Source organism: Chryseobacterium sp. Leaf201, from assembly GCF_001421435.1.
GTDB lineage: Bacteria > Bacteroidota > Bacteroidia > Flavobacteriales > Weeksellaceae > Chryseobacterium.
Window position 1 is genome coordinate 16,908 of record NZ_LMKA01000055.1, and the last position, 24,499, is coordinate 41,406.

The 24,499-nt window shown below is 40.9% G+C and carries 20 protein-coding genes; 12 read left to right on the forward strand and 8 right to left on the reverse strand.

Features of this window, described 5'->3' with window-relative positions; all coding sequences use genetic code 11:
- Window positions 1–105 precede the first annotated feature (105 nt).
- The 4 genes from sucC to ASE55_RS05340 all read left to right on the forward strand — a co-directional run bounded on the left by sucC (window position 106) and on the right by ASE55_RS05340 (window position 4,743).
- Entirely contained in the window at window positions 106–1,296 is a 1,191-nt protein-coding gene (gene sucC, locus ASE55_RS05325) for an ADP-forming succinate--CoA ligase subunit beta (RefSeq protein ID WP_056216366.1), read from the forward strand.
- A 226-nt stretch (window positions 1,297–1,522) separates the two neighbouring features.
- A complete protein-coding gene (locus tag ASE55_RS05330; protein ID WP_056216368.1) occupies window positions 1,523–1,981 on the forward strand; it encodes a hypothetical protein in 459 nt (152 codons plus the stop codon).
- Between the two features lie 162 nt (window positions 1,982–2,143).
- Entirely contained in the window at window positions 2,144–2,521 is a 378-nt protein-coding gene (locus ASE55_RS05335; RefSeq protein ID WP_128414502.1) for a hypothetical protein, read from the forward strand.
- Window positions 2,522–2,538: 17 nt separating this feature from the next.
- Window positions 2,539–4,743, forward strand: coding sequence for a reprolysin-like metallopeptidase (locus tag ASE55_RS05340; RefSeq protein ID WP_082474352.1), 2,205 nt, complete (start codon window positions 2,539–2,541; stop codon window positions 4,741–4,743).
- Between the two features lie 54 nt (window positions 4,744–4,797).
- Here the strand turns inward: ASE55_RS05340 and ASE55_RS05345 are convergent, their stop codons facing one another.
- The gene (locus ASE55_RS05345; RefSeq protein ID WP_056216373.1) at window positions 4,798–5,685 is read right to left on the reverse strand and encodes a mechanosensitive ion channel family protein; all 888 of its coding nucleotides are present in this window, start codon (window positions 5,683–5,685) and stop codon (window positions 4,798–4,800) included.
- Between the two features lie 97 nt (window positions 5,686–5,782).
- Here ASE55_RS05345 and ASE55_RS05350 point away from each other — a divergent pair, with 97 nt between their 5' ends.
- A complete protein-coding gene (locus ASE55_RS05350) occupies window positions 5,783–6,418 on the forward strand; it encodes a peroxiredoxin (protein ID WP_056216375.1) in 636 nt (211 codons plus the stop codon).
- Window positions 6,419–6,520: 102 nt separating this feature from the next.
- Here ASE55_RS05350 and ASE55_RS05355 read toward each other — a convergent pair whose 3' ends face one another.
- The 3 genes from ASE55_RS05355 to ASE55_RS05365 all read right to left on the reverse strand — a co-directional run bounded on the left by ASE55_RS05355 (window position 6,521) and on the right by ASE55_RS05365 (window position 10,168).
- Window positions 6,521–7,114, reverse strand: coding sequence for a hypothetical protein (locus ASE55_RS05355; protein ID WP_056216377.1), 594 nt, complete (start codon window positions 7,112–7,114; stop codon window positions 6,521–6,523).
- Between the two features lie 153 nt (window positions 7,115–7,267).
- A complete protein-coding gene (locus ASE55_RS05360) occupies window positions 7,268–7,783 on the reverse strand; it encodes a PepSY domain-containing protein (RefSeq protein WP_056216379.1) in 516 nt (171 codons plus the stop codon).
- Between the two features lie 93 nt (window positions 7,784–7,876).
- Window positions 7,877–10,168 carry a TonB-dependent siderophore receptor gene (locus ASE55_RS05365; RefSeq protein WP_056216380.1) on the reverse strand — a complete coding sequence of 764 codons (2,292 nt, stop codon included), beginning with the start codon at window positions 10,166–10,168 and terminating at the stop codon, window positions 7,877–7,879.
- Between the two features lie 170 nt (window positions 10,169–10,338).
- On the opposite strand from ASE55_RS05365, the gene ASE55_RS05370 reads away from it, so the two are divergent.
- Complete coding sequence (locus tag ASE55_RS05370) at window positions 10,339–11,403, forward strand: Gfo/Idh/MocA family oxidoreductase (protein WP_056216382.1); 1,065 nt, start codon at window positions 10,339–10,341, stop codon at window positions 11,401–11,403.
- Window positions 11,404–11,484: 81 nt separating this feature from the next.
- Here ASE55_RS05370 and ASE55_RS05375 read toward each other — a convergent pair whose 3' ends face one another.
- Window positions 11,485–13,380, reverse strand: a complete 1,896-nt coding sequence (locus ASE55_RS05375) for an ABC-F family ATP-binding cassette domain-containing protein (RefSeq protein WP_056216384.1) — start codon at window positions 13,378–13,380, stop codon at window positions 11,485–11,487.
- Window positions 13,381–13,588: 208 nt separating this feature from the next.
- On the opposite strand from ASE55_RS05375, the gene ASE55_RS05380 reads away from it, so the two are divergent.
- Window positions 13,589–14,659, forward strand: coding sequence for a peptidogalycan biosysnthesis protein (locus tag ASE55_RS05380; protein ID WP_185116278.1), 1,071 nt, complete (start codon window positions 13,589–13,591; stop codon window positions 14,657–14,659).
- Between the two features lie 34 nt (window positions 14,660–14,693).
- On the opposite strand, the gene ASE55_RS05385 is transcribed toward ASE55_RS05380, so the two are convergent.
- The gene (locus ASE55_RS05385; protein WP_056216388.1) at window positions 14,694–15,557 is read right to left on the reverse strand and encodes a glycoside hydrolase family 25 protein; all 864 of its coding nucleotides are present in this window, start codon (window positions 15,555–15,557) and stop codon (window positions 14,694–14,696) included.
- Window positions 15,558–15,622: 65 nt separating this feature from the next.
- Between ASE55_RS05385 and ASE55_RS05390 the strand changes: the two genes are divergently transcribed.
- From ASE55_RS05390 to deoC, 5 genes are all read left to right on the forward strand, one after another.
- The gene (locus tag ASE55_RS05390; protein WP_056216390.1) at window positions 15,623–16,885 is read left to right on the forward strand and encodes an NAD(P)/FAD-dependent oxidoreductase; all 1,263 of its coding nucleotides are present in this window, start codon (window positions 15,623–15,625) and stop codon (window positions 16,883–16,885) included.
- Entirely contained in the window at window positions 16,882–17,553 is a 672-nt protein-coding gene (gene trmD / locus ASE55_RS05395) for a tRNA (guanosine(37)-N1)-methyltransferase TrmD (protein WP_056216392.1), read from the forward strand. Before ASE55_RS05390 ends, trmD begins: the two co-directional genes overlap by 4 nt.
- A gap of 379 nt (window positions 17,554–17,932) precedes the next feature.
- On the forward strand, window positions 17,933–18,868 hold the full coding sequence (locus tag ASE55_RS05400) for an endonuclease (RefSeq protein WP_056216394.1): 936 nt from the start codon (window positions 17,933–17,935) through the stop codon (window positions 18,866–18,868).
- A 27-nt stretch (window positions 18,869–18,895) separates the two neighbouring features.
- Window positions 18,896–19,366, forward strand: a complete 471-nt coding sequence (locus ASE55_RS05405; RefSeq protein WP_027387909.1) for an Lrp/AsnC ligand binding domain-containing protein — start codon at window positions 18,896–18,898, stop codon at window positions 19,364–19,366.
- An 8-nt stretch (window positions 19,367–19,374) separates the two neighbouring features.
- On the forward strand, window positions 19,375–20,118 hold the full coding sequence (gene deoC / locus ASE55_RS05410) for a deoxyribose-phosphate aldolase (RefSeq protein WP_056216396.1): 744 nt from the start codon (window positions 19,375–19,377) through the stop codon (window positions 20,116–20,118).
- 42 nt (window positions 20,119–20,160) lie between these two features.
- Here deoC and dusB read toward each other — a convergent pair whose 3' ends face one another.
- On the reverse strand, window positions 20,161–21,162 hold the full coding sequence (dusB, locus tag ASE55_RS05415) for a tRNA dihydrouridine synthase DusB (RefSeq protein WP_056216397.1): 1,002 nt from the start codon (window positions 21,160–21,162) through the stop codon (window positions 20,161–20,163).
- A gap of 97 nt (window positions 21,163–21,259) precedes the next feature.
- Window positions 21,260–24,472, reverse strand: a complete 3,213-nt coding sequence (locus tag ASE55_RS05420) for a hypothetical protein (protein WP_056216427.1) — start codon at window positions 24,470–24,472, stop codon at window positions 21,260–21,262.
- Window positions 24,473–24,499: the final 27 nt, after the last annotated feature.

A 24,499-nucleotide genomic window follows, 5' to 3' on the forward strand; every position in this document is an offset into this window, starting at 1 on the left:
TAAACCGGCTGAATCCGTTAAAAGTTTGACAATTTCTTTTTAACCTTATTCATTTTTAGTAAATTTGTCAACCTTTAACTATTAAAATAAAATAATAAAAATAATATGAATCTTCACGAGTATCAATCAAAAGAGATTTTATCAAAGTACGGAGTGGCTATCCAACGCGGTTTCGTAGCAAACAACGTAGACGAAGCTGTAGCGGCTGCTGAAAGACTGACTGCTGAAACAGGAGCTCAGGGATGGGTGGTGAAAGCACAGATCCACGCAGGTGGCCGTGGTAAAGGTGGCGGTGTAAAGTTCTCTCCGAATATGGATAAGCTTAAAGAAAACGCTCAGAATATTATCGGGATGCAGCTGATCACTCCACAGACTTCTGCTGAAGGTAAACTGGTAAATTCCGTATTGGTTGCAGAGGATGTATATTATCCGGGAGAAACTGAAACTAAAGAATTTTACGTTTCTATTCTTTTAGACAGAGCTGAAGGTAAAAATACCATCGTATATTCTACAGAAGGAGGTATGGATATTGAGCATGTTGCTGAAGTAACACCTCATTTGATCCACAAGGAAATTATTGATCCTGCTTTAGGCCTTCAGGGGTTCCAGGCAAGAAAAATTGCTTTTAATTTAGGTCTTGAAGGGAATGCTTTTAAAGAATTTACAAAGTTCATTGCTTCTTTATATAATGCTTATACAGGAATTGATGCTTCTCTTTTTGAGATCAACCCGGTATTGAAGACTTCAGACAATAAAATTATTGCTGTTGATGCAAAAGTAACTTTGGATGACAATTCATTGTTCCGTCACAAAGACCTTGCTGAATTAAGAGATACAAGAGAAGAAGATCCAATGGACGTTGAAGCAGGTGAAGCAGGTCTTAACTTCGTAAAATTGGACGGTAACGTTGCCTGTATGGTAAACGGTGCCGGTCTTGCTATGGCAACCATGGATATCATCAAATTATCCGGCGGTAACCCGGCAAACTTCCTGGACGTTGGGGGTACTGCTGATGCTGCAAGAGTACAGACTGCTTTCGGAATTATCCTGAGAGACCCGAACGTAAAAGCTATTTTGATCAACATCTTCGGAGGTATCGTAAGATGTGACAGAGTTGCTCAGGGTGTTGTAGATGCTTACAAAGCAATGGGAAGCCTTCCTGTTCCGTTGATCGTAAGATTACAGGGAACTAACGCTGTTGAAGCTAAAAGATTAATTGATGAGTCAGGTCTTCCTGTACATTCTGCAATTACTTTAGAAGAAGCAGCCAACAAAGTAAAAGAAGTTTTAGCTTAAGACTAAAAATATAATCTATATTTAAACCGTTTCAGAAATGAAACGGTTTTTTTGTTTTTACCAGACATAATTTAAGATTAAATATTTTATAAATTCAGATAAAAACCGAATACTGTTCATTATCGTTTACCTATCTTTAAATAATAGGTAATGAGCTTGCAAACACCGTAAGGTTTAACCGGAACTACACATAACAGCCGATGAAAAATATTCAGATACCGGATCCATGCTCAGAAAACTGGAAAATGATGTCTCCTCAGGAAAAAGGAAGGTTTTGTCCGCCTGCAGCAAATGTGTCATAGACTTTACCGACAAAAAGCCGGAAGAAATTCATCAGATTTTTACTGAAAAAGAAACTGAAACCATCTGCGGAAGATTCTATCATCATCAATTGCACACTCCCGATAAATCTGAACAGTTAAAAGCGCGGTTTCTTGCCTTTATTCCTAAGTATTTTCAGAGTAACAGAATTGCGGCGGCTGTTTTTTCATTACTCCTGTTTTTAACAGGATGTTCAAAGCAGAAAGAAACCTGTACCACAACCGGAAGTGTTACGGCAACGGAAACAGAGACAGATCAGATTGAAAACCAAAACTTTGTAATGGGTGAGTTTATAATCCCTGAAAATGATTCCACAGCTAAAATACATAAGCCGGACAGCAGTGCTGTAAAATATCGGCCTTAAAAGAGCCGCTGTTTCAAAACCGGGTATGTTTTATGTTAAAAAAAATTGATGCACTTCAAAATTTCCTATTTTTACAAAAAGGGATTTTAAATGAGAGGCTTGCTGTATTTTTTTCTGTTGATACTCCTTAATTGCCAGTCTCAGGTTGCCGGCAGCAAAACCATGCCTGTAGGTAAAGAAATTCCATTTGAAGATAAATACCATTATCCTTTTACCTTAACCCCGAAAGACTTCCTGATCATCAGTTCCCAGGAGACAATGGATGAGGTTTTTGATCTTATTCATCAGAGAAATGTCGGGAACAGGTTTTCTCCGATTCCTGCAGTCAGCGAAAATGAAACCTATATCATCATAAAGCCAAAACTGAAAAATTCCAATGACGTTTCCATTGATTCCATAAGCTTGGATAGTGATATCCTTTACATAAAGATATCGGAATTTGACAATCCGGATTTTAAAAAGGCAAGTCGGGTTTCACCTGATATTCTCCTTAAATTAACAGGTAATGTCAATTTTAAAAAGATCATAACAACATATTAAATGATAAATTAATTTTCATGAAAACTAAAACTTTTATTCTCTCGTGCCTGCTGATGGCAGCCCACGGCTTCGGCCAGCAAAATTACTGGTCTAAACTGAAAGACGACAGGACGGTAAAAGAAAACCTCCAGCCAAGATGGACGGTTCCGAATACTTTTTCCCTGTACCAGCTGGATATGGAAAAAATTAAAGCAGATCTTAAAAATGCTCCGCAGCGTTTTTCCAAAGACGAAAGCCGGATCATTAAATTTCCTGATGCAGACGGGAATATAAGAAACTATATTGTTCAGGAAGCCTCTGTCATGGAGCCGGAACTTCAGGCAAAATTTCCTGAAATCCGTTCTTATACAGGCTGGCAGAAAGGGCACCCGGAAAATACCATCCGCTTCAGTATTACTCCGGAAACCGGAATCAGTGTAATGTATTTTGATCAGTGGGAGGTAAGCTATCTTGACCGTTATGCGAAAGACAATTCATCCTTCATGATCTACAAAAGAAAAGACCTGCCGGGAAACAACAGGCTTTTTGAGTGCCATATAGAAGATGCACTGGATCATATGAAAAATAACGGCGAAGCAAACAAGGCACCCTTGGTCTCAGACGGATTGTTCAGGACCTACAGGCTGGCATTGTCTGCAACCGGAGAATATACCGCATTTCACGGCGGAACCGTAGCTGCTGCAATGGCAGCCATGGCTACTACCATGGCAAGGGTTAACGGGATTTATGAAAAAACGATCTCGACAACCATGGTTATGGTAGCTAACAATAACCTTCTTGTTCATGTGAATGCCGCTACGGATCCTTTCTCTAATGGAAATCCGGGAAGTATGATCAACCAGAACCAGACCAGTGTTACTTCTCTTATCGGTTCTGCCAATTACGATATCGGTCACGTTTTCGGAACCAACAGCGGCGGACTGGCGGGATTAGGTGTGGTCTGTATTTCAAGCAGCAAAGCCAGGGGAGTAACCGGTTCCGGTGCACCTGTCGGGGATCCTTTTGATATTGATTATGTAGCACATGAAATCGGGCACCAGTTCGGAGCCAACCATACCTTCAGGGCAGATACGTCTTCCTGCCAGGGAAATGCCAATAACAATACGGCTTTTGAACCGGGAAGCGGAAGCACGATTATGGCCTACGCCGGAATCTGCGGCTCCAACAACAATGTAAAAAATACCAGTGATGCTTATTTCCATGCAGCCAGCGTGATAGAAATGTACAATGTCCTGAAAAGAGCAAATGACTGCTCCGTTAAAAGTGCTAACGGTAATTCAGTGCCTACAGCTGATGCAGGGTCAGACTACAGCATCCCGAAAGGCACCGCTTTTGTCTTAACGGGTACCGGTACCGATCCGGACGGAGATCCGCTTACATATTTATGGGAACAGTATGATAATACAAACAGTACACAGCCTCCGCTTTCCACAGCAACAGCCGGCCCTGTTTACCGTTCATTGACTCCGACCGCTTCTTCATCAAGGTATTTTCCAGTGTTAAGTTCCGTAGTAGCGAATAACTTAGTTCCGAAATGGGAAGTAACTCCGGCTGTGGCAAGAACACTGAATTTTTCTCTCGTTGTAAATGATAACAGAGCAACCGGAAACCAGGCTGCAAGAGATGCCATGATCGTGAATGTAACCGATGACGGGCCTTTCACAGTAACATCACAGGCAACAGGCGGAGCTGCACTGAACGGAGGTTCAGCGATACCGGTAACCTGGAATGTTGCCGGAACCAATGTTCCGCCGGTCAATACACAGAATGTAACGATTCTGCTTTCTAAAGACGGCGGGCTTACGTTCCCTACAGTTCTGGCAGCAGGTGTTCCGAATACCGGGTCGGCTACCGTAACACTTCCGAATGAGAATGTAGCTTCTGCAAGGATTATGGTAAAGGCTGCGGACAATATTTATTATGCCCTTAACACTTCTGGTTTTGCCATTACACAGGTAGTACTCGCAACTGCAGAAACAAGTGTGAAAAGTTTTTCAATCTATCCGAACCCGTCTCATGATGTGGTGAATGTCGTATTAAAGAATGCTTCGCAAAAGGCAGACTATACTTTATTTGATGTTTCGGGAAGATTGATCACAAGCGGGAACTTTAAGGGTGAAACCAAAATAAAAGTTAACGGCCTGCTGAATGGAAATTATATCATTTCAGTAGTTCTTGATAACGGAGAACGTTTCTCTGAAAAACTGATGATCAAAAAATAAAATCTTTTATACCTTAAATGAAATCAGCCTCGTTAACGGGGCTGGTTTTTTATTTTAATTCTGACTGTTATTTAACAGCGCATCGGCATTTCCGCCGGCAATACTTATGCTTGTCGGAGTAACCAGCTGAATTCCTTCCTTGTCCAGGCGTTCTTTTATTTTGAGGAAGGCATCATTTTTCAGGAATCCCATATTTGCTCCTGTCTCCATCAGGAATTTTACCTGAAGATTGAATACGCCCTGCTTTAAATCGGTAAAGATGACTTCGGCAGTATCCGGCTGATCTATATGATCCAGATCTTTAAGTACGTCTCTGACACTTTCTCGGGCCTTAATGATGTCTTCATCAGCAGGGATATCAAAATTTAAAAAAATCTTCCGCTGCGGTGAAGCGGTAATGTTCGAAAACGGAGCATTAAAAATTACCTGGTTCGGGATATACACTTTTTTACCGTCATCCGTAATTATTTTTGTTGTTAAGAACCCGATTTCCATCACCGTCCCGGAATTATTTCCGATTGAAATATAATCCCCGACCTTAAAAGCCTTGTCAATCCCGATCAGCATCCCTGAGAATATACTTGAAACCAGATCTTTCAGGGCAACTCCGGCAATAACACCAGCCACACCCAGACTTCCGATGAACTTCCACAGGAAACCGCTGAATCCCATAATCTCAAGGGCAATAAAACTCCCCATGATCATAATCAGGAACCTGAAAATACTGATCAGGGTGACCAAAGAGCTTTCTTTTTTGCTTTTTGGAAAAAATTTATGGAAGAGCTTAACGGCAAACATGCTTAAGTACTTGCTGGTAAACAGGAACAAAGAAAAGACGGCAATGCCAACAATCAGTTTCGGGGTAATCTGTGCAAATTTCAAATACCAGTTCTCCAGAACATTGTACACAACATCAATATAGCTTAAGCCTTTTTTCTCCATGAAGATAAATTTTAAATGAAAGGTACAATTTTTCAACAAAAATTTTGCCAGTTTCAAAAACTCTACTAAATTTGTAGACTAACAAGAACAAAATATTATGTCAATTAAACTAGGAGATACAGCACCGGACTTCAATGCGGAAACGTCTTTTGGAGACCTCAATTTTTATGAATACCTCGGAGATTCCTGGGGGATCCTGTTTTCACACCCTGCAGATTACACGCCGGTGTGTACTACTGAGCTTGGGTATACTTCAAAGCTTAGCGCAGAATTTGAAAAAAGAGGGACGAAAGTCCTGGCTTTAAGTGTAGACGGGGTAGAAGACCACCAGAACTGGATCCGTGATATTAACGAGACCCAGAATACCGAAGTGCAGTTTCCCATTATTGCAGATAAAGACAGGAAAGTTTCTGAACTGTATGATTTTATTCATCCTAATGCTTCTGCTACAGCAACCGTCCGTTCTCTCCTGATTATTGACCCTGATAAAAAAGTAAGGCTGATTATTACCTATCCTGCTTCTACCGGAAGAAATTTTAATGAAATCTTAAGGGTGCTGGATGCACTTCAGTTAGCCGACTCCTATAAGATCGCGACCCCTGCCAACTGGGAAAACGGTGATGATGTGATTGTACCGCCTGCCATTTCTACAGAAGATGCCAGAGAAATATTTCCAAAGGGGGTCACAGAAATAAAGCCGTACCTGAGATATACGCCTCAACCGAATACATGATTATTTGATTTTTATAGTTTAGTTTTAATTTGAAAATCGCCGCAGAAAGTTCTGCGGCGATTTTAATGTAAGTGTAATACGTGATATGTTGTGTGAAGTGATTTATTGCTTTACATCGTTAACAACGTCTCTTCCTTTAGAAGTAGGAATAAAGATGCTGAAACCAACGTTGAATGTAATGTTAGAGTTCAGACCCTCGTTTCCGAATCCTGTCTGTCCCTGATATTTAACCAAACCTTCTACACCGATGTTAGGCGTGATGAAGTAAGAATATCCAGGACCAACACCGAAATCAAGACCGCTGGTAGAGTTTCCGTTTTCAACAGAAGATCCTCCAACTCCTAAATTTCCTTCGAAGAACCAACGACCGTGGTTTAATAAGTTATCCACACCATTTTCACCCGGTGAAAGATAATAACGGCCCAAACCTCCTACTGCATAATCAAATCTTGTCGGGCTGCCGTTTGTTACTTTGCTAACTCCTAAATTTACATAACCTCCGACAGCTACGTTATCTTCAATAAAATAAGCTGCTTTAGGCTGGATTGCGATGTTGTAACCACCACCTGTATTTAATCCGAAGTTACTGGATAAAATGCTGCTTCCTACCATCCAGTTGCCTCTTTGGATCTGAGCATTAGCAGTTGTCGCTAAGCCTGCAACGGCCAATATTCCTGATAAAATTAATTTTTTCATAATTTATAATTTAATATTTAATGCTTAATTATTTGTGCTATCAGAAAAACAATAAATGTGCCAGAGTGTTCCATGCACTGTGAATTTTGACGGAAAGAACCTAATAACAATGCTTATTATCCGTAATTTCGTGGTATGATATGACAGCTGATTTTATATAAAAAGCAGGATCAGTGCTGCTACCAGTCCGGCCACGGTAAATACCATTCCGCGCTTAAAAGCTTTGGTCTTCGGATTAAACATCCAGAAGCTGGAAATCACAAAAAAGAACAGGGCAACCCCAAAAAAAGTATTTAAAGGGGAAAGCGTATCTTTTGACTGGGATTTATGAAGCTTCGTCATTTTATCCAGTACAAACGGAAGCTCTTTTTTAGCATATTTCGCCTCGCCTGTAGCGGCATCGTACGTTCCCTGTTTGAATTTCAGAACAGACCCGTCGGTTTTATCAACTTCAAAGTTTTTTATCTTCAGTTCTTTTCCCAGTTCTTTCTCAGACAGGTTTTTCCCGATGGTCTTTTCATATTTTTTTTCTTTCTTCAGAAAATCCGTATCGCGGTACACCAGCAAAACACCGCTTACCGCGTAAACGGCCATAATCCCTGCCAGGAAATAGCCCAGGTACCGGTGTGTAATTCTCATAAAGCTTCTCGTGTCTTTGATCTTATCCATATCGTATTGTTATTGTTTGTTTAAATTTCAAAAGTGGAAACTGCAAAAATGCAATTCCCACTTTGATTAAAGAAATTTTTGATATTAATTTTTTTACAGCTTGTAAGTCAGCGTAACATAATAGTTTCTCGGTGTAATCGGGTTTACGGAATAATTTTCATGAACATTGTAGTTTTCAGTATCAAATAAATTTCCGATTCTTCCCTGGATCATGAATTTTTTCCATTCGTAACCTACTGATAGTGTAACAGTAGTGTAGTCTTCCAGTTCAAAAATCCTGCTTACCCCTTTTCTGGCCTGTAAGCTGTTGGCTCCCGTTTTGGTATCATTCCATCCGGCTAATCTGTTCCCGATGTAATAAGCTCCGGCTCCGATCTTTAATCCGGGAACATATTTGGTAAATTTGTAGAATACCGATGCATTCGCCGTGGTGGCAGGTGTTCTTACCAGTCTCTGTTCCTCTACATACCCGAAGGTTTCAGGAGTATCCAGATAGACAGAATTATTATAGGAGAAACCTCCGATAATCGATAAATTTTCCGTCGGGTTTCCTGTAATATCAAGCTCTACTCCGCGGCTCCTCATTTTTCCGGCAAAATCTTTGGTCAGGCCGGTAGCATCTATAGTGTTTCCTTTGTCATCCAAAGCATTCTGGTAGTAATTCCTGTAAAGGATCTGATACGCTGTTACGTTGATGGCCAAAGCATTATTCCAAAGGTTTTTCTTTACGCCCACCTCATACTGGTCAATATTTGTAGGGGTCAGGGCTTCATCGCTGCCTCTTAATCTTCCTACATTCGCAACAAAGGAGTTGGTATAGGTTGCAAAGGCAGAGAAGTTATCATTAGGCATATACATCAGTCCTACTTTTGGTGAGATGGCCTGATCTGATGAAGAAGAATTATCTACCAGTCTTTTATCGACTGCAGAATTAGGATTAACTTTTCCTCCTGCAGAACTTTTAAAAGTAGTCCTGATGGTCGGCATATTTTCGATATATGACCAACGCAGGCCGGCAATTACTTTGAATTCTTTGGTAAGGCTTATGAAATCCTGGGCATACACTCCGATTCTTCTTGTATTGATACGGTTTTTTTCCAGTCTTTCCGCATCAGGCATCGCTCCGCCAATCCATGTAGAAGGGTCATCCAGATATAACAGTCCCGCACCTCCGTTCGTTCCGTAGAAATAGGAGTTACCGTAGGCTTTATTGTCAGCAGGGTTATAATAGGTATAACCGTCGGCCACACCGTAATCAGCATCGGTACCGATTAATACTTTATGGTTGATTTTTCCTGTATTGAACTCTCCGTTAAGGTTCACCTGTGCCGAAGTATAGTTCTGCTCGTTATAGGTTCTGTTTAATGGCCTGTTCCAGGAAAGACGGGTAGGGAACTTTTTGTCATATCCCCACTGTACACGCTCTGTAGAAAAATAATCCTTTGTGTAGTTCTGATAAGATGCGGTGGCATTCAGGGTCCATTTATCATTAATCTGATGATTAAACGTAACATTTGTAGTTACCTGTTCCACATCCTGGAACTGCCAGTCTGTGCCTAAATATGCATTTCTCGGAAGAAGGTTGTTCAGTTCGTAAGTCAGGCCGTCCTGTTTTGTAATGGCTCCGATTCCGAAGTCCGGGGTAAAATTGTTTTTAAGGTAGTCTGCCTCTACGATCAATTGAGATTTCGGACCTAAATTAAATACAAACGATGGGTTGAAGTAATATTTTTCAGACTGTACCACATCTCTGAAGCTCTCCGCATATTCATAAGTACCGTTTACCCTGAATGCTACATTTTTAGATAACGGACCGTAAAAATCCACTGTCGGTTTGTATGAATTCCAGCTGCCTGCATTCATTCCCACGCTTCCTCCGAAGTTAAAACGGGGCTTTTTGGTAATCATATTAATCACGCCTCCTGCCGCAGTATTTCCGTAAAGCATGGCATTGGCGCCTTTCAGGACTTCCACTCTCTCTAGTCCGCTTATTTCCGGAAAAACACCGCTGTTAACTCTCGATCCGTTTTTAAAAATATTATCATTTCCTAAAATAAAACCACGCCCTCCAAAGCTGTCCTGGGAATTCCCCCTTGAGGAAGTAACATAGATACCATTCACATTCTGCAGAACATCACTCAGCTGCTTGGCCTGCTGCTGCTCGATAATTTCATGGGTAACAATCGCAATAGGCTGCGGAGTTTCCATAACCGTAAGGTTGGATTTTGTTGATAGCGGCTTTGCCTTGTTCGGGTTTCCGGTTTTGTGAAGGTTGACGTCTTCAATCGTCTGGATCTTAATGGTATCAGAATCATTATTTTTCATCTGTGCACCTACGGATACTGCTGTGAATAATACCCCTAAGGCTACTAGCTTTTTTTTCATTCGTGTATGTTATGTTATTTAGAGTGGTTTTAAATAAAGTGCAAAAGTATATTATTATTTAGAACTAATAAAAATTAATAAGTGATATTTATCATCTGTTGTGAAATTTTACGTTGTCTTTGGTCAGTGAATTGCAGGCTTTTATCAATAACTTTGTTAAAAATAATTGTATGCAACTGATCAAAACAGGGCTTTGCGCCTTTGGCATGAGCGGAAAGATTTTTCATGCGCCTTTCTTAAAAGAACATCCGGGATTTTTTTTATCATCCATTGTAGAAAGAAGCAGGGAAGAGTCTGAAGAAAAATATCCCGATGCTGTCATTTACCGTTCGGTAGAAGAAATGCTGGAAAATGCAGATCTGGATCTGGTCGTCGTTAATACTCCGGTTCAGACCCATTTCCAGTATACCAAAATGGCACTTGAATCCGGGAAGAATGTGATTGTTGAAAAACCTTTTACCGTTGATGTATCCGAAGCGGAAGAACTGGTAAGGCTTGCCGAAGAAAAAGGGCTGTTTCTCAGCGTTTACCAGAACAGGAGATTTGACCGTGATTATCTGCAGGTACAGAAAATCATAAGCGAAGGCAATCTGGGGAATCTTAAGGAGGCGGAAATCCGTTTTGACAGGTTCCGGACGGAGCCCAGTGGAAAAGAGCATAAAGAAAATCCTGAGGCTGCAGGATCAGGGTCTTTGCATGACCTGGGTTCACATCTGGTGGACCAGGCAGTACAGTACTTCGGGTTTCCGGAAAAAATTTTTGCCGATGTGTTTTCCATGAAAGGGCAGGAATTTGCCAATGATTATTTTGAAATTATTTTATACTATCCCAACAGTCTCAGGGTACGGTTAAAGTCGTCTGTTTTCACCAAAGAGGCACATTACGCGTATGCTTTTCACGGGAAAAAAGGAAGTTTCCTGCAGGAAAGGACGGATAATCAGGAGAATGAACTGGCTTCCGGAACAGTGCCGGTATATGGGCAGGACTGGACGCTGCCTTTGAAAGAGACGGATGGGGTTCTTAACTTTTTAAACAATCAGAAAGAGACAGAACGGATACTTACTTCCAGCGAGCCCGGAAATTATATGAACTATTACCAACAGGTGTACGAATTTATGGTCTTCGGTTATGCGCTGCCTTCTCCCGCAGAAGAAATCATCAAAAATATGAGGATTATCGATGCAGCCGTGGAAAGTTCCAGACAGGGCAGGATTATTGAGTTTCCTGAACTATGATATGAGTTGTGAGTTTAGAGTTATATGTTATGAGTTATACGTTCAGTGACCCATAACATATAACTCATAATTTATAACTTTTTATCCCATAAGTTCCTGCAGCTCCAGCCATCTCAGTTCATGGTTTTCCAATGTTCCGGAAAGCGCTTCAAGTTCTGCAGAAAGTTTTGAAATTTTATCGTACTCAGTTTCATTGTTCAGCTGCTCTAATAGGGCTGCTCTTTTTTCTTCAAATTTAGGAATCTCTTTTTCAATCGTTTCCAGTTCACGCTGTTCTTTGAAAGAAAGCTTTTTCTTTGGATCCTGTAGCTTTACGGTGGGCGCAGCAGTAACAGCAGCAGGCGTTTCGGTTTTTTGCACGGCTGCAGGTTTTGGGTTCTTTTCTTCCAGCTTTAAGTTTTCCCGGTATTCCGAAAAATTCCCCACAAAATCTTTAATTTTCCCTTCACCCTCAAATGCCAGAATATGATCAACAATCCGGTCCATAAAATACCTGTCGTGGGATACGATGATCAGACTCCCCTGAAAGTTCAGCAAGAAATTTTCCAGAACCGTCAATGTCGGAAGATCCAGATCATTTGTAGGCTCATCAAAAATCAAGAAGTTTGGATTCTGATATAAGATGTACATCAGGTGCAGCCTTCTTTTTTCACCACCCGAAAGTTTGGAGATCGGGGAGTACTGCGTTTGGTCGTCAAATAAGAATAACCTTAAAAACTGTGATGCAGAAATGGTTCTGCCGTTGGCCAGAGGGAAGTTTTCAGAAATCTCTCTGATGAAATCAATTACCCTTTCGTCTTCCTTATATTTAAGCCCTTTCTGAGAAAAATATCCGAATTTGATGGTTTCTCCCGTTTCAATTTCCCCGGAATCTTTCGGTTCAAATCCCTGAATGATATTCAGCAACGTAGATTTTCCTGCTCCGTTTTTTCCTACAATGCCTACTTTCTCGCCCCGCTGAAATGAATAACTGAAATCTTTCAGCAACAATTTATCTCCGTAACTTTTAGAAATGTCTTTCAGCTCAAGAATTTTGTTGCCCAGTCTCTTCATTTCAAAATCAAGCTCAAGAGATTCTTTACGGGTATCGGTTTTGGCTATTTTTTCAGTTTCATAAAAGTCCTCTTGCCTGGATTTTGATTTTGTGGTTCTCGCTTTGGGTTGTCTCCGCATCCATTCCAGTTCCTTTCTATACAGATTGTTGGCTTTATCGATGGTCGAATTCATATTGTCTTCACGAATCATCTTGTTTTCAAGATACGTTGCATAAGATCCGTTATGAAAATACAGGTTCTGATCTTCCATCTCCCAGATAATTCCACAGACTGCATCCAGGAAATAACGGTCGTGCGTTACAAGAAGAAGTGTGATTTTAGCCTTATTCAGATAATTTTCAAGCCATTCTACCATTTCCACATCCAAGTGGTTGGTAGGCTCATCCATGATGAGAAGGGTATGGCGGTGTTCCGCTCTTGTTTCGGTTAGAAGTTTTGCCAGGGCAACACGCTTGATCTGTCCGCCGGAAAGCATTCCCATTTTTGCATCAAGATCTGTAATTTTCAGTTGAGAGAGGATCTGGGTCATCTCGTTTTCAAGATCCCATGCTTTATGAAGTTCCATTTCAGCCAGAGCCTGTTCCATAAAATCATGATCGTCTGACAACAGGGATTTATGATAATTCTTCAGTGCCCTGATCGGTGCGGAATCTAAAGTCATCATAAATTCTTCAATGGTCAGGTCAGATTCAAAATCAATTTCCTGATCGAATAAAACCACCTGAATATCTTTATTGATGGTTACGGTTCCGCTGTCTGCAATTTCCTTCCCCATTAAAATTTTCAGGAGCGTGGATTTTCCGCTCCCGTTTTTGGCAACGATGGCAATTTTGTCTCCTTCATTCACATGGAAGGAAATATTTTTAAACAAAACTTTAATGCCGTAAGATTTGGTAAGATTTTCTGCGGAAACGTAATTCATTGAAATTGAATGATTGATTTAAAACTTAAACTGAGCTGCAAAAGTACGAAAATGTAGCAAGAAAAAATCTTAAGATTTCCATTGTATCATGCGGTATGTTAAATAATTTTAAAGATCCGGGAGATAAAGCTATTTTTGCATACCTTTTATGTCATATCATTTACAAATATACCGCGCATCTTCTGGGCTGCCGGAAAACTGGAATTCTGTGATAGGAAACCATAACATTATGCTTTCCGGAGAATACTTTAAAGTTCTGAACGCTTCCAGCCCTGAAAATATGGAATGTTATTTCATGGGTTTTTTCCGGGACGGGCAGCTTGTGGGCGGAGCTTTATTTCAATACCTGGATTTTATCAGGCATCAGACTTTTCAGAAAAATGAAGCTTTATACAACATCAGGAATTTTTTTGCCGGCCGGCTCAGCAAAGATTTAATGATTTTGGGGAATAACATGCTGACAGGGCAGAACGGGTTTTATTTCGATACTTCCGTAATGACCGTAGAAGAAATTATGCCGCTCCTGCATGAGGCCGTACTGAAAATGCAGAAGGAAATCCGGAAGACTTCCATTATTACCTATAAAGATTATCAGCCGAATTTTGTAACGTATTTCCAGGGCAGGGATTATAAAAAATACCTCAGGTTTTCGGTGCAGCCGAATATGATGCTTAAACTTAAAGAGAACTGGGAAAGTTTTGAAGATTATATAAACAGTTTTTCTGCAAAGTACAGAACCAGAGCCAAATCTGCGAGGAAAAAACTGTCCGGTATTGAAAAAAAGGAATTAACGCTTAACCAGATACACGCTCACCGGAAAGAAATACACCTCCTGTATCAGAATGTTGCTGAGAATGCTTCCTTCAACACGTTTTTTCTGGGAAAAGGCCATTTTGAAAGCATGAAAGAACACATGAAGGATAAATTCAGGTTCTTCGGATATTTTTCAGGTGAGAAACTTATTGGTTTTTATACACTGATTTTAAATAATAACGATATCGACACCTATTTTTTAGGTTATGATAAAAACAGCCAGAAAGAAAAGCAGCTGTATCTGAATATGCTTCTGGATATGGTGGAATTCGGCATCAGCAACCGGTTTTCAAGAATAATTTTCGGAAGGACCGCTTTGGAAATCAAATCGACCATCGGGGCAGAGCCTACTGAAATTTTCGGCCTGATCAAACACCGCAATCCCCTGATCAATTATTTTATGAAGAATATATTTTCTTCTATTTCTCCTAAAACAGAGTGGATACAGAGAAAGCCTTTTAAATAAATTAACTTACGGTACAATTTTTTCTGAATGACTGTTAATCCAGCGTGAGCCTGTGTAAAGACCATGCGCTTCCGTTATAGACATCCAGATCTACTTTGGTGTTGATTCCGTGGATAATTCCGTTTTCTGTAAACTGCCAGAAGTTCCAGCTGCCCTCAGGGGAAGGGGCCGGTACATCATTGTAATTGGCCAGCCAGAGCGGGTAATCATCAAATTCGCCTTTCAGGAAATCTTTGTAATAATGATAGTAGGTGTAAATAATCGGCTTTTTGCCGTACGTTTCTTCTATAATCCGGCACCAGATTTTCAGGTCTTCAATTAATTTCTGATTGGTTTTCCGTTTCGGGATCTTTTCAATATCCAGAATCGGAGGCAGGTCTCCGCTTTCCAGCTTTACATTTTCCAGAAAGTTGTTCGCCTGGATAACAGGGTCTTCGTCAGCCCGGTAGAAATGATAGGCTCCGCGGATCAGCTCATGCTTTTTCGCCTGTTCCCAGAATTCGCTGAAATTTTTGTCGGCATTCCGGTTTCCCATTGTGGCACGCATCATTACAAATTCCAGGGGAATGGTTCTGTTCCCGATGCTCAGGCTGTCCCAGCTGATGTCTTCCGTATTCTGATAGTGGGAAATATCAAAGCCATATGTTTTATCGAGGTTATCCGAAAGGATTTTCTGAATCCTCAGGGCTTCATTCTCGCTGTTGTGGAGTTTTTTGTGGGTGAATGTATTAAAGTACAGTGCGTAATAGTAGCTTACGGACTGCTTCAGGTATAAACCGGTACCGATTAGCGCAATAATCAGAACGGCCAGTACCACCCTGCGTCGGAAAAAGTAAGTTTTCCGGCGGTTCTGATGAATCTTTCTGGCGGTTTTTCTGCTGTACTTTTTCTGCGGCATAAAGTTTTGCAAAACTAACTTTTTTCACTGCTAAATGCTAAAATAAATCAGTAAATTTGTGTACTATGGAAACACGCGAAAAGATCATCATTATAGGAGGAGGTTTTGCGGGGCTGCAGCTTGCGAAATCACTGAATAATAAAAACAAAAAGGTACTTGTTTTAGACCGGGTAAACCATCACATGTTTCAGCCTCTTTTCTATCAGGTAGCGTGCGGAAGGATTGAGCCTTCCAATATTTCTTTCCCGTTCAGGAAAATTTTTCAGCGTTCCAGGAATACCCAGTTCCGCCTTACGGAAGTGAGGTCCATTGATACGGCCAATAATAAAGTAATTACGGACGAGGCGGACTTTAGTTATGACAAGCTGATAATTGCCACGGGTTGCAAAACCAATTTCTTTGGTAACAAAGATATGGAAGGCCGTGCGTTCGGGATGAAAAATACACAGGAAGCCATCAGTATAAGGAACCATGTCCTCATGACCTTTGAAAAGCTCATTATTGAGAAAAGCAGAAGTGACGACGGCAACTGGAATATCGTCATCGTAGGAAGCGGGCCGACAGGCGTGGAGCTGGCCGGGGCTTTTTCTGAAATGAAAAAAGAAATCCTTCCCAGGGATTATCCTTACATGAATTTTGACCATCTTCAGATTATTCTCATAAGCTCTACGGAAAAGCCGTTGGCTGTGATGAGTAAGGAATCTCAGGAAAAATCTGAACAGTACCTGAAAGATCTAGGTGTTACTTTCCTCAGTCAGGAATACGTAACGGATTATGACGGGGATAAAGTGTTTATGAAGAGCGGAAAAACCATCCCTTCCAATAATGTAATCTGGGCAGCCGGAGTAACAGGCAATGTGGTTGAGGGATTTCCTCAGGAAAAACTGATCAGGAACCGATATATAACAGACCGTTATAATAAAATAAAAGGCTATGACAATGTTTTTGCCATCGGGGATATTGCCTATATGGAAACGCCTAAATATCCGCAGGGGCATCCGCAGGTAGCCAACGTAGCCATCAACCAGGCGAAAAATTTAGGTAAGAATATTTTAAAGAAAAGCAGCGACAGCTGGGAAGAATATGAATATGAAGACCGGGGTTCCCTGGCAACCATCGGTAAGCACAGGGCCGTGGTAGATTTACCGTTTATTAAATTCCAGGGGCTTTTTGCCTGGTATTTCTGGATGTTCCTGCACTTAATGCTGATCCTGAGTGTAAGAAATAAGCTGGCGGTGTTCTTTAACTGGATGTGGAGCTATTTCAACAAGGATTCCTCGCTGCGATTAATTATTTTGCCTAATAAGAAAAACGAAACATTACAATGAGAATTGATATTATAAGTGTACTTCCCGAACTGATGGAGAGCCCGTTCAGGACCTCCATTTTAAAAAGAGCCATGGATAAAGGACTGGCAGAAGTGCATTTTCACCAGCTGAGGGATTGGGCCGTCAACAAACACAGGCAGATTGATGATGAGCCTTACGGCGGCGGAGCCGGAATGGTGATGATGGTGGAGCCTATAGATAAATGCATTACCGAACTGAAGTCCCAGAGGGAATATGACGAGATTATTTATCTGACACCGGACGGTGTAACCTTAAATCAAAAAATAGCCAACACCCTTTCGATCAAAAATAACCTGATCTTTCTGTGCGGACATTATAAAGGTATTGACCAGCGTGTGAGGGACCTGCATATTACCAGGGAAATTTCTATCGGGGATTATGTTCTTACCGGAGGCGAACTGGCGGCATGCGTTCTGGCAGATTCTGTCATCCGGCTGCTTCCCGGCGTACTGAATGATGAACAGAGTGCTTTAACAGACAGTTTCCAGGATGACCTTCTTTCACCACCGATTTTTACCAGGCCTGAAGTATACAAAGGGTTGGAAGTCCCTAAAATTCTGTTAAGCGGAAATTTCCCTAAGATAGAAGAATGGCGCCATGACGAAGCGGTGAGGATTACCCAGGAAAAGCGTCCTGATCTTCTGTGAAAAATGACAGGTTATAATTTTATTTTGCCTGTTTAAGGACTTATCTGCAGTGATAAGCCAAAAACGGAATAATAATTTTTCAGGTTTAAATTATCCTTAAAAATATCCTATAAAAAGATTAGATTTAAATATGTTATTTCTGTAAAACGGATGTATGTATTGCTGATTATTTTTATTTCAAATTCTGTTATTTTACGAAAATGAAAAAAGTTAATCGTTTATAATTGATCTGATTCAAAATATTCTGTTAAATCGATTGTTTTAAATGTAAAATTAACCTGAAAATTTTATGAAAATATGAATCGGGTACAAAATAAAATAATAAATTTACATCCTGAATTAAATGATAGTTTTTAATGAATTTTAGCAAAGCGTGTTGATGGAGCTGCTCAGTTTTTACAACGTTGAAAATTTATTTTTACCAGATCACAAACCGAAACATAAATCAGACCCGACCAATTCGGGCCTGAGAAACTGGGATGAGAGAAAATATCAGAATAAACTCTTCAGAATAGCACACGTTTTTCAGTTGATAAAGGAGGATAATGGGATGCTGCCATTTATGATAGGACTGTCCGAAGTTTCCGGAAGGAAGGTATTGGAAGACCTTGTACAGAAAGAACCCTTCAATGCTGAATACGGAATTGTACATTACAATTCCAAAGATGAAAGAAAGGTGGACGTAGCATTGCTGTATGACAGGAATAAAATTGAGATCATCCATTCAGAAGCCATTACCTTTCTATTTGAAGCTGAAGGCAAAGGCATACAAAACTATGAAACCACCAGAGATGTACTTTACTCAAGGGTAAAATATAAACAAGAGGAAATTGATATTTTTATTGCGCATCTTCCTTCTCAGCGTGAAAAAGATATTAATGGCCCGAAAAGAGCTTTTATACTTACTGAACTGCGGAAAAAGATTCTGAATATCATGAACAATGATGAAAAAAACGTAATTCTGTGTGGTGATTTTAATGAGAACCCGGATGATGAGAATTTAAAGAGAATACTCTATGATGACCTGAATAACAAGGTGTTGGAAAATCCCTTTCAGCAGCTGTTCTCGGAAAAAAGATATTCTGCTTTTCATTACAGGTCCGGACTGCTTTTTGACCAGATTATATTGTCAGAATCATTTTTCAATAAAGGCAGTACACTTTCTTTTCAGGATGCTGAAGTATTCAGTTCCGGAAAAATCAGCAGCAGAGACAGGAAATTTGAAGGCCGGCCCTTCCGTACGTATTCAGGCACACGGTACCTGGGAGGATACAGTGATCATTTTCCGGTTTTTGTGAGACTCAGAAACTTATAATAAATGCAAAAAAAACATAAATAAAGTATGAAAAATTCAGATGACACAAGCTATCAGTTAGACTCTATTGACAAAGAGATTATTTACATGCTGATGGATAATGCCAAAACATCATTAGCCCATATATCTAAAAATATCGGCATATCAACCACTGCAGTGCATCAGAGGATTAAGAAGCTTGAACAGGCAGGCGTCATTGAAAACTCAATTTCATTTCTGAACCCTAAAAAAATCGGGTATAAAGTTATTTCTTACATAGGTGTATTCCTTGATAAGCCAAGTCATTACCCGGATATGGTAAAATCTCTAAAAGATATCAATGAAGTGGTGGAAGCCCACTATACCACAGGAAATTATACTATTTTCTTAAAAGTACTCTGTAAAGACAATGACCACCTGATGCAGATCCTGAGTAAACTTCAGAAGCTGAAAGGCGTGACAAGAACAGAAACTTTCATATCTTTGGAACAGGGAATTTACAGACAACTGAAAGTATAACAAACCGTATGAACATTGCTCAGTATTTAGATTCAACCTATTTGAAAACACCTCAGCAGTCAGGGCTTTCAGATCAGGAAACACTACAGAAGGATAAAGAATTAGCGCAGGAAACTATTGATCACGGAATTCTTGCTGTGATGATCCGTCCGGATTATGTGGCTGAAATCAAAGAATATATCCGTGAAAAACGAGCTGATGTTATCGTAGGAACGGTAATCGGCTTTCATGAAGGCACCTATTCCTCAGAGGAAAAATCAGCAGAAGCTTCCAAAGCCATTGCCGACGGAGCAGATGAACTGGACTTTGTGATCAACTATCCGGCTTATCTTAACGGAGACCTGCATACGGTAAAAGAAGAATTTATAAAATGTACCCAGCTGTGTGTACAGCATCATAAAGTGGCCAAATGGATCATTGAGATCGCAGCGCTTACGGATGAACAGATTGCCGACCTCACCCAAAATATTTCAGATTGGGCAGAAGAAAATTTCTCCGAAGCTGATCTGCCTAAAATATTTGTCAAGTCGTCTACAGGATTTTATCAGACGGAAGGAGGAAAACCTAACGGAGCAACATTTGAGGGTGTGAAAATCATGCTTGATCATGCCGGAAAACTTTCCGTAAAAGCGGCAGGCGGCGTAAGGACGCCCGAAGATGCAGAAAAAATGATCAGTATGGGCGTAAAAAGGATAGGGACTTCCTCAGCGCTGGCGCTCATAAAAGACGAGTCAGCATCAGAAGGATATTAAAATAAAAAAATAAAACCATCAGTTACTTGATGGTTTTGTTTTTTATGCCTGTTGCTGCGCTAAATAATCTGAATAAAATGCCTGGGTTTCATTGATCAGAGCATCCATTTCCTCTAAAGTAAAAACCTCCAGGAACTTTTTCCTGAAATCTTTAAAGTGCGGTACCCCGCGGAAATAATTGCTGTAATGCTGCCTCATTTCAATCAAGCCTAATTTTTCACCTTTCCATTCCGCGCTCCATTCTGCATGTTGCCGTACAGCCAGCAAGCGGTCTTCAATTTTTGGCGCAGGCAAGTGTTCGCCTGTTTTAAAGAAATGTTTGATCTCGTTAAAAATCCATGGATAACCGATGGCAGCACGCCCGATCATGATACCGTCGCAGGCGTATTTCTGTTTGTATTCCAGTGCTTTCTCAGGAGAATCAATATCACCGTTTCCGAAAATAGGAATTTCAATATTCGGGTTCTGTTTAATTCTTGAAATATGTTCCCAGTCGGCTTCCCCTTTGTACATCTGTGCACGGGTTCTTGCATGAATCGTCAGTGCTTTGATTCCTGTTTCCTGGAGCCGTTCCGCCACCTCATCGATATTTATTGAAGTGCTGTCCCAGCCTAAACGGGTCTTTACGGTTACCGGCAGGCTTGTCGAGCTTACCACAGCTTTTGTTAAACGGACCATCAAATCAATATCTTTCAGGACTCCGGCGCCGGCGCCTTTGCAGACTACTTTTTTTACAGGGCATCCGAAGTTGATATCAACAAGATCAGGATTCACGGTTTCCACAATTCTTGCGGACATGGCCATGGCTTCTTCGTCACCTCCGAAAATCTGGATCCCTACAGGTCTTTCATAATCAAAAATATCAAGTTTTTTCCTGCTTTTCATGGCATCACGAATCAGGCCTTCCGAAGAGATAAACTCCGAATACATCATATCTGCGCCATGCATTTTGCACAATCTCCTGAACGGCGGATCACTTACATCTTCCATCGGTGCCAGTAAAAGCGGAAATTCCGGCAGTTCTATATTGCCAATTTTTATCATGGTGCAAATTTACAAAATTCTAAACTTTGAGGATATGATAATATCTATTAATGTGATGGATGAGTCTGAAGGTGAAAATTTATAGTCTGAATTATTACTAGAAGCTTGCTTTCACCTGCATGCTCCCGATATGGATGGTGCGTTCTCCGGAATTTCTTCCCTCGTAATTTAAGTTCAGCTGCAGGAAAGAATTAATGGCCTGCTGCATAAAAACACTCCATACCTGATTTTTCCCAGGCTTCAGTCCGTCCAGCATCTGGTTTCCTACAATACTGAAATTATTGCCGTTGAAATTATTATTGATGAATGAAAAATTCCCTCTGATTGATGTTTTCCTGCGTTCCCACTGGATGGTACCGGTAACATCAAACGCCTTTAAAAGCTCTTCGCCGTCCACACGGTCTTTCTGTCTGAAGGCCGATGAAAGTTCAGCCTGGATAGCATCCGTGAATTTATAAGTGGCTTTTGGCTTGGTCTCAAAATTACTGAGGCGGTAATCTCTCGTCGCAAACAATTGGGATGAGTTCTGGATATCGTGTACTGAATTTTCCCAGTCGATCCTGAATTCTTTGTTGAACCAATAGCCGACATTTAAAAAATGCGATACCTGCTCGCGCTCTTCATTGCTGAAATTGGCATTGATGAGGTTGTCATTCGAGATAAAACGGTAGTTTCCGTTCCAGCCGGATTTATCGGTGGGGCTGAACTGAACCGATGCCAGGATATTCTGATTTTTAAGAATCTGGTCATCACTTTTTTCAAAAGGGTTCAGCACCAGTACCTTATCTTTTTTATAAAAGGAATTCTGGGAGTTGAGCGAGATGTTAAAGTTCCAGCGTTTTAAAAATTTATTTTCAGAATTGAATACAATGGAAGGGTTTACAAATAATGCGAGCTGGATTTTGTTTTTGTTGGAAGGGATATACCTCACGGAATTGGTGTAGACCCTGATGTATTGTGCCAGATCCGAATATTCCGCAATTTCAAATTCATCAAGCTGCTGAACGCCGTCACCGTTATAATCCGTCCATTTGTAAATACCCTGTCCGTCCGTCACTTTAATATACTGGAATTCCCGCTGTGCTTCCTGCCCGTTTCCAAGTTCATAAAAAGCCTGCAGACGCATCCCGTTCCTGAACAGCTGCTGGTTGTAAAGAATATTTCCGACCACAAAGTCGTTGTTCCTGGACATATCGGCATCCTGATTCTGATAAAAGAATTTCCGGTAATGCAGCAGTGCGTTTAAAGTTGTTTTTTCAGTTTTGATCAGCTGGCTTTCTGCCATAAAACCTAAGATATTGTTCATGCTCTGAAGCCTGTTGTCGCGGACGGAGTCGTTGTCCCGCATATAGACTTTCGCCAGCAGTTTGGTTCTTGTACTGTCGCCGATTTTCTTCTGGACGAAAACTTCCTTCCAGCTGAAGCTGGTAACGTCCATCAGCTGTGTGTCATTATATTTCTTTTCATTGTGCTCCATGCTTCCCCCTACGGCCCAGCTTCCTTTTTTGCCGGTATATTCGGTGGAAACACCCCCTCTGATGAATTTGGTATCCTGAAGGACGGCATTGGTATTCAGGTAGGATAAACTTCCTTTTGTGAACAGCTTACCAGTGATCCATCCGAAATCAAGGTCATTTTTAATCCCTTTATAGGTATCCTCTTCATCAAGGTAATTGATCCTGTAGTTTAATGTTGATTTATTGTTCCATTTATTAAGGAAACTGAAAATAAGACGGTTCTGGGTCCTGCCGCTGAATTCCTGGGCCAGGTTGAAATCCCTGGAGAACTCTACATCATTAATCCTGTCCAGGATATGAAACTGCCTGTCAATGTACTGGTATTCAAAGTTCGGGGTTCCTTTCCAGTTGTTTTTGGTAAATGTTTTATTTCCGAAAACCCTCCAGGCATAACCGATATTCTGGTCCGAATCTTTTGATGAAAACTGGTTTACATCGTAATTGCTCAAAGAAATATCAGCCCCGATTTTTCCGTCTTTCAGGAGATACTCGGAATTCATTGAGTAAACCTGGGATTTTTCCGGTGAAGGCAGTTTTCTTACCGCCCGGTAATCGCCCATATTCGGGCCTACGTACTCGAAAACACGTCCGTTATTGGTAGTCTGGGTAATTTTGTATTCCCCGAGATTCGCTCCGAAATAAGTATAGGAAACGGTATATAATGTTTGGGTAGCATCCGTTGAGAATTCGTAATAATTCCCGGCCGGACTCTGCACGAGCCTGTAGAGGATTTTATTAACATCATATTCCGTTATAACGCCTGAAGGCGCATACATCAGGTTAGGATTGTTTCCTGCTTCGGCCAGGATCTGCTGGTCTTCCGCCGAGAGGTTTAAAGCAAGCGGTGCATTTTTATTGTCATTTTCCATGAACCAGTTCAGCCCGAGCTTCAGTTTTTCCCGTTTGTGCTCAAGTTTTCCGGTAAACAGGTATCTGGAGTAATTCCTGTTGGTATAATTATAGGAAATGGTAATGAAATTCTGCTGGAAAATCGGGCGGAAACTGGTAAAAGTCACTTCACCCGTATTGTAATTAATAATGTAATCCTGGTTTTCCCCGCGTTTCATTAAGATTCCGTCAATAAAAACCTGCTCGGAACCGGAAATCAGCGTGATAAACTGTTCGCCGTTTTTACCCGTTAAACGGTAAGGCCCCTGGTTGCCTTCCACGCCCTGGAAACGGATCCTGTGGAATTCACTTCGCGCCACACCCATTGAAACATCTACAAAAGTCTTGTTTTCTTTCCCGAATTCTGTCTGGAATTCAAGTCCCATGCTCCGCCTCTGGTATTTGGCAAAATAGTTTTTGGCTTCAATCAGATCCAGATGCCCTGCCCTGAGGATTGATTTATCCTTAATATTAAGCTGCATGTAGATTTTGTCGAATTCTTCCAGCGTCTGGGTGTAGCCGTCTGCCTGGATCGGCAGGTTGTGGTCTGAAATACTGGCCAGGATGGTAACGTCTTTTGAAAGCCTTCCGGAAATCTGCAGATCCATTGAACTCTGTACCGACTGCCCCTGGTTGTTACCGAAAGTAATTCCCCGGATGATTGATCCTTTGGAATTGAGCTCCCCTAAAAATCTTTTTTTATCATTTCTGGCAAGAACCGCTTCATCAACAATAATTTTATTGCTGTTTTTTACAAAGTCGAGGGTGTCTTTTGCGAAAATATCCTGCTCAAACCTGGCGGCGAGAATACTGTCCTGATGAATCGTATCCTGCTTAAGGCTGTCCTGCGGAAGGTTGGGATTTTTCCACGTAAATACCTGGGCATTACCTGAAAAGATGCCTATAAAAAACAAAACGAATATCAGGATACA

What these genes read in the sequence shown, in the direction of transcription:
- sucC (WP_056216366.1), top strand. Translation starts at nt 106, where the DNA reads ATGAATCTTCACGAGTATCAATCAAAAGAGATTTTATCAAAGTACGGA.
- ASE55_RS05330 (WP_056216368.1), top strand. Translation starts at nt 1,523, where the DNA reads ATGCTCAGAAAACTGGAAAATGATGTCTCCTCAGGAAAAAGGAAGGTT.
- ASE55_RS05335 (WP_128414502.1), top strand. Translation starts at nt 2,144, where the DNA reads ATGCCTGTAGGTAAAGAAATTCCATTTGAAGATAAATACCATTATCCT.
- ASE55_RS05340 (WP_082474352.1), top strand. Translation starts at nt 2,539, where the DNA reads ATGAAAACTAAAACTTTTATTCTCTCGTGCCTGCTGATGGCAGCCCAC.
- ASE55_RS05345 (WP_056216373.1), bottom strand. Translation starts at nt 5,685, where the DNA reads ATGGAGAAAAAAGGCTTAAGCTATATTGATGTTGTGTACAATGTTCTG.
- ASE55_RS05350 (WP_056216375.1), top strand. Translation starts at nt 5,783, where the DNA reads ATGTCAATTAAACTAGGAGATACAGCACCGGACTTCAATGCGGAAACG.
- ASE55_RS05355 (WP_056216377.1), bottom strand. Translation starts at nt 7,114, where the DNA reads ATGAAAAAATTAATTTTATCAGGAATATTGGCCGTTGCAGGCTTAGCG.
- ASE55_RS05360 (WP_056216379.1), bottom strand. Translation starts at nt 7,783, where the DNA reads ATGGATAAGATCAAAGACACGAGAAGCTTTATGAGAATTACACACCGG.
- ASE55_RS05365 (WP_056216380.1), bottom strand. Translation starts at nt 10,168, where the DNA reads ATGAAAAAAAAGCTAGTAGCCTTAGGGGTATTATTCACAGCAGTATCC.
- ASE55_RS05370 (WP_056216382.1), top strand. Translation starts at nt 10,339, where the DNA reads ATGCAACTGATCAAAACAGGGCTTTGCGCCTTTGGCATGAGCGGAAAG.
- ASE55_RS05375 (WP_056216384.1), bottom strand. Translation starts at nt 13,380, where the DNA reads ATGAATTACGTTTCCGCAGAAAATCTTACCAAATCTTACGGCATTAAA.
- ASE55_RS05385 (WP_056216388.1), bottom strand. Translation starts at nt 15,557, where the DNA reads ATGCCGCAGAAAAAGTACAGCAGAAAAACCGCCAGAAAGATTCATCAG.
- ASE55_RS05390 (WP_056216390.1), top strand. Translation starts at nt 15,623, where the DNA reads ATGGAAACACGCGAAAAGATCATCATTATAGGAGGAGGTTTTGCGGGG.
- trmD (WP_056216392.1), top strand. Translation starts at nt 16,882, where the DNA reads ATGAGAATTGATATTATAAGTGTACTTCCCGAACTGATGGAGAGCCCG.
- ASE55_RS05400 (WP_056216394.1), top strand. Translation starts at nt 17,933, where the DNA reads ATGGAGCTGCTCAGTTTTTACAACGTTGAAAATTTATTTTTACCAGAT.
- ASE55_RS05405 (WP_027387909.1), top strand. Translation starts at nt 18,896, where the DNA reads ATGAAAAATTCAGATGACACAAGCTATCAGTTAGACTCTATTGACAAA.
- deoC (WP_056216396.1), top strand. Translation starts at nt 19,375, where the DNA reads ATGAACATTGCTCAGTATTTAGATTCAACCTATTTGAAAACACCTCAG.
- dusB (WP_056216397.1), bottom strand. Translation starts at nt 21,162, where the DNA reads ATGATAAAAATTGGCAATATAGAACTGCCGGAATTTCCGCTTTTACTG.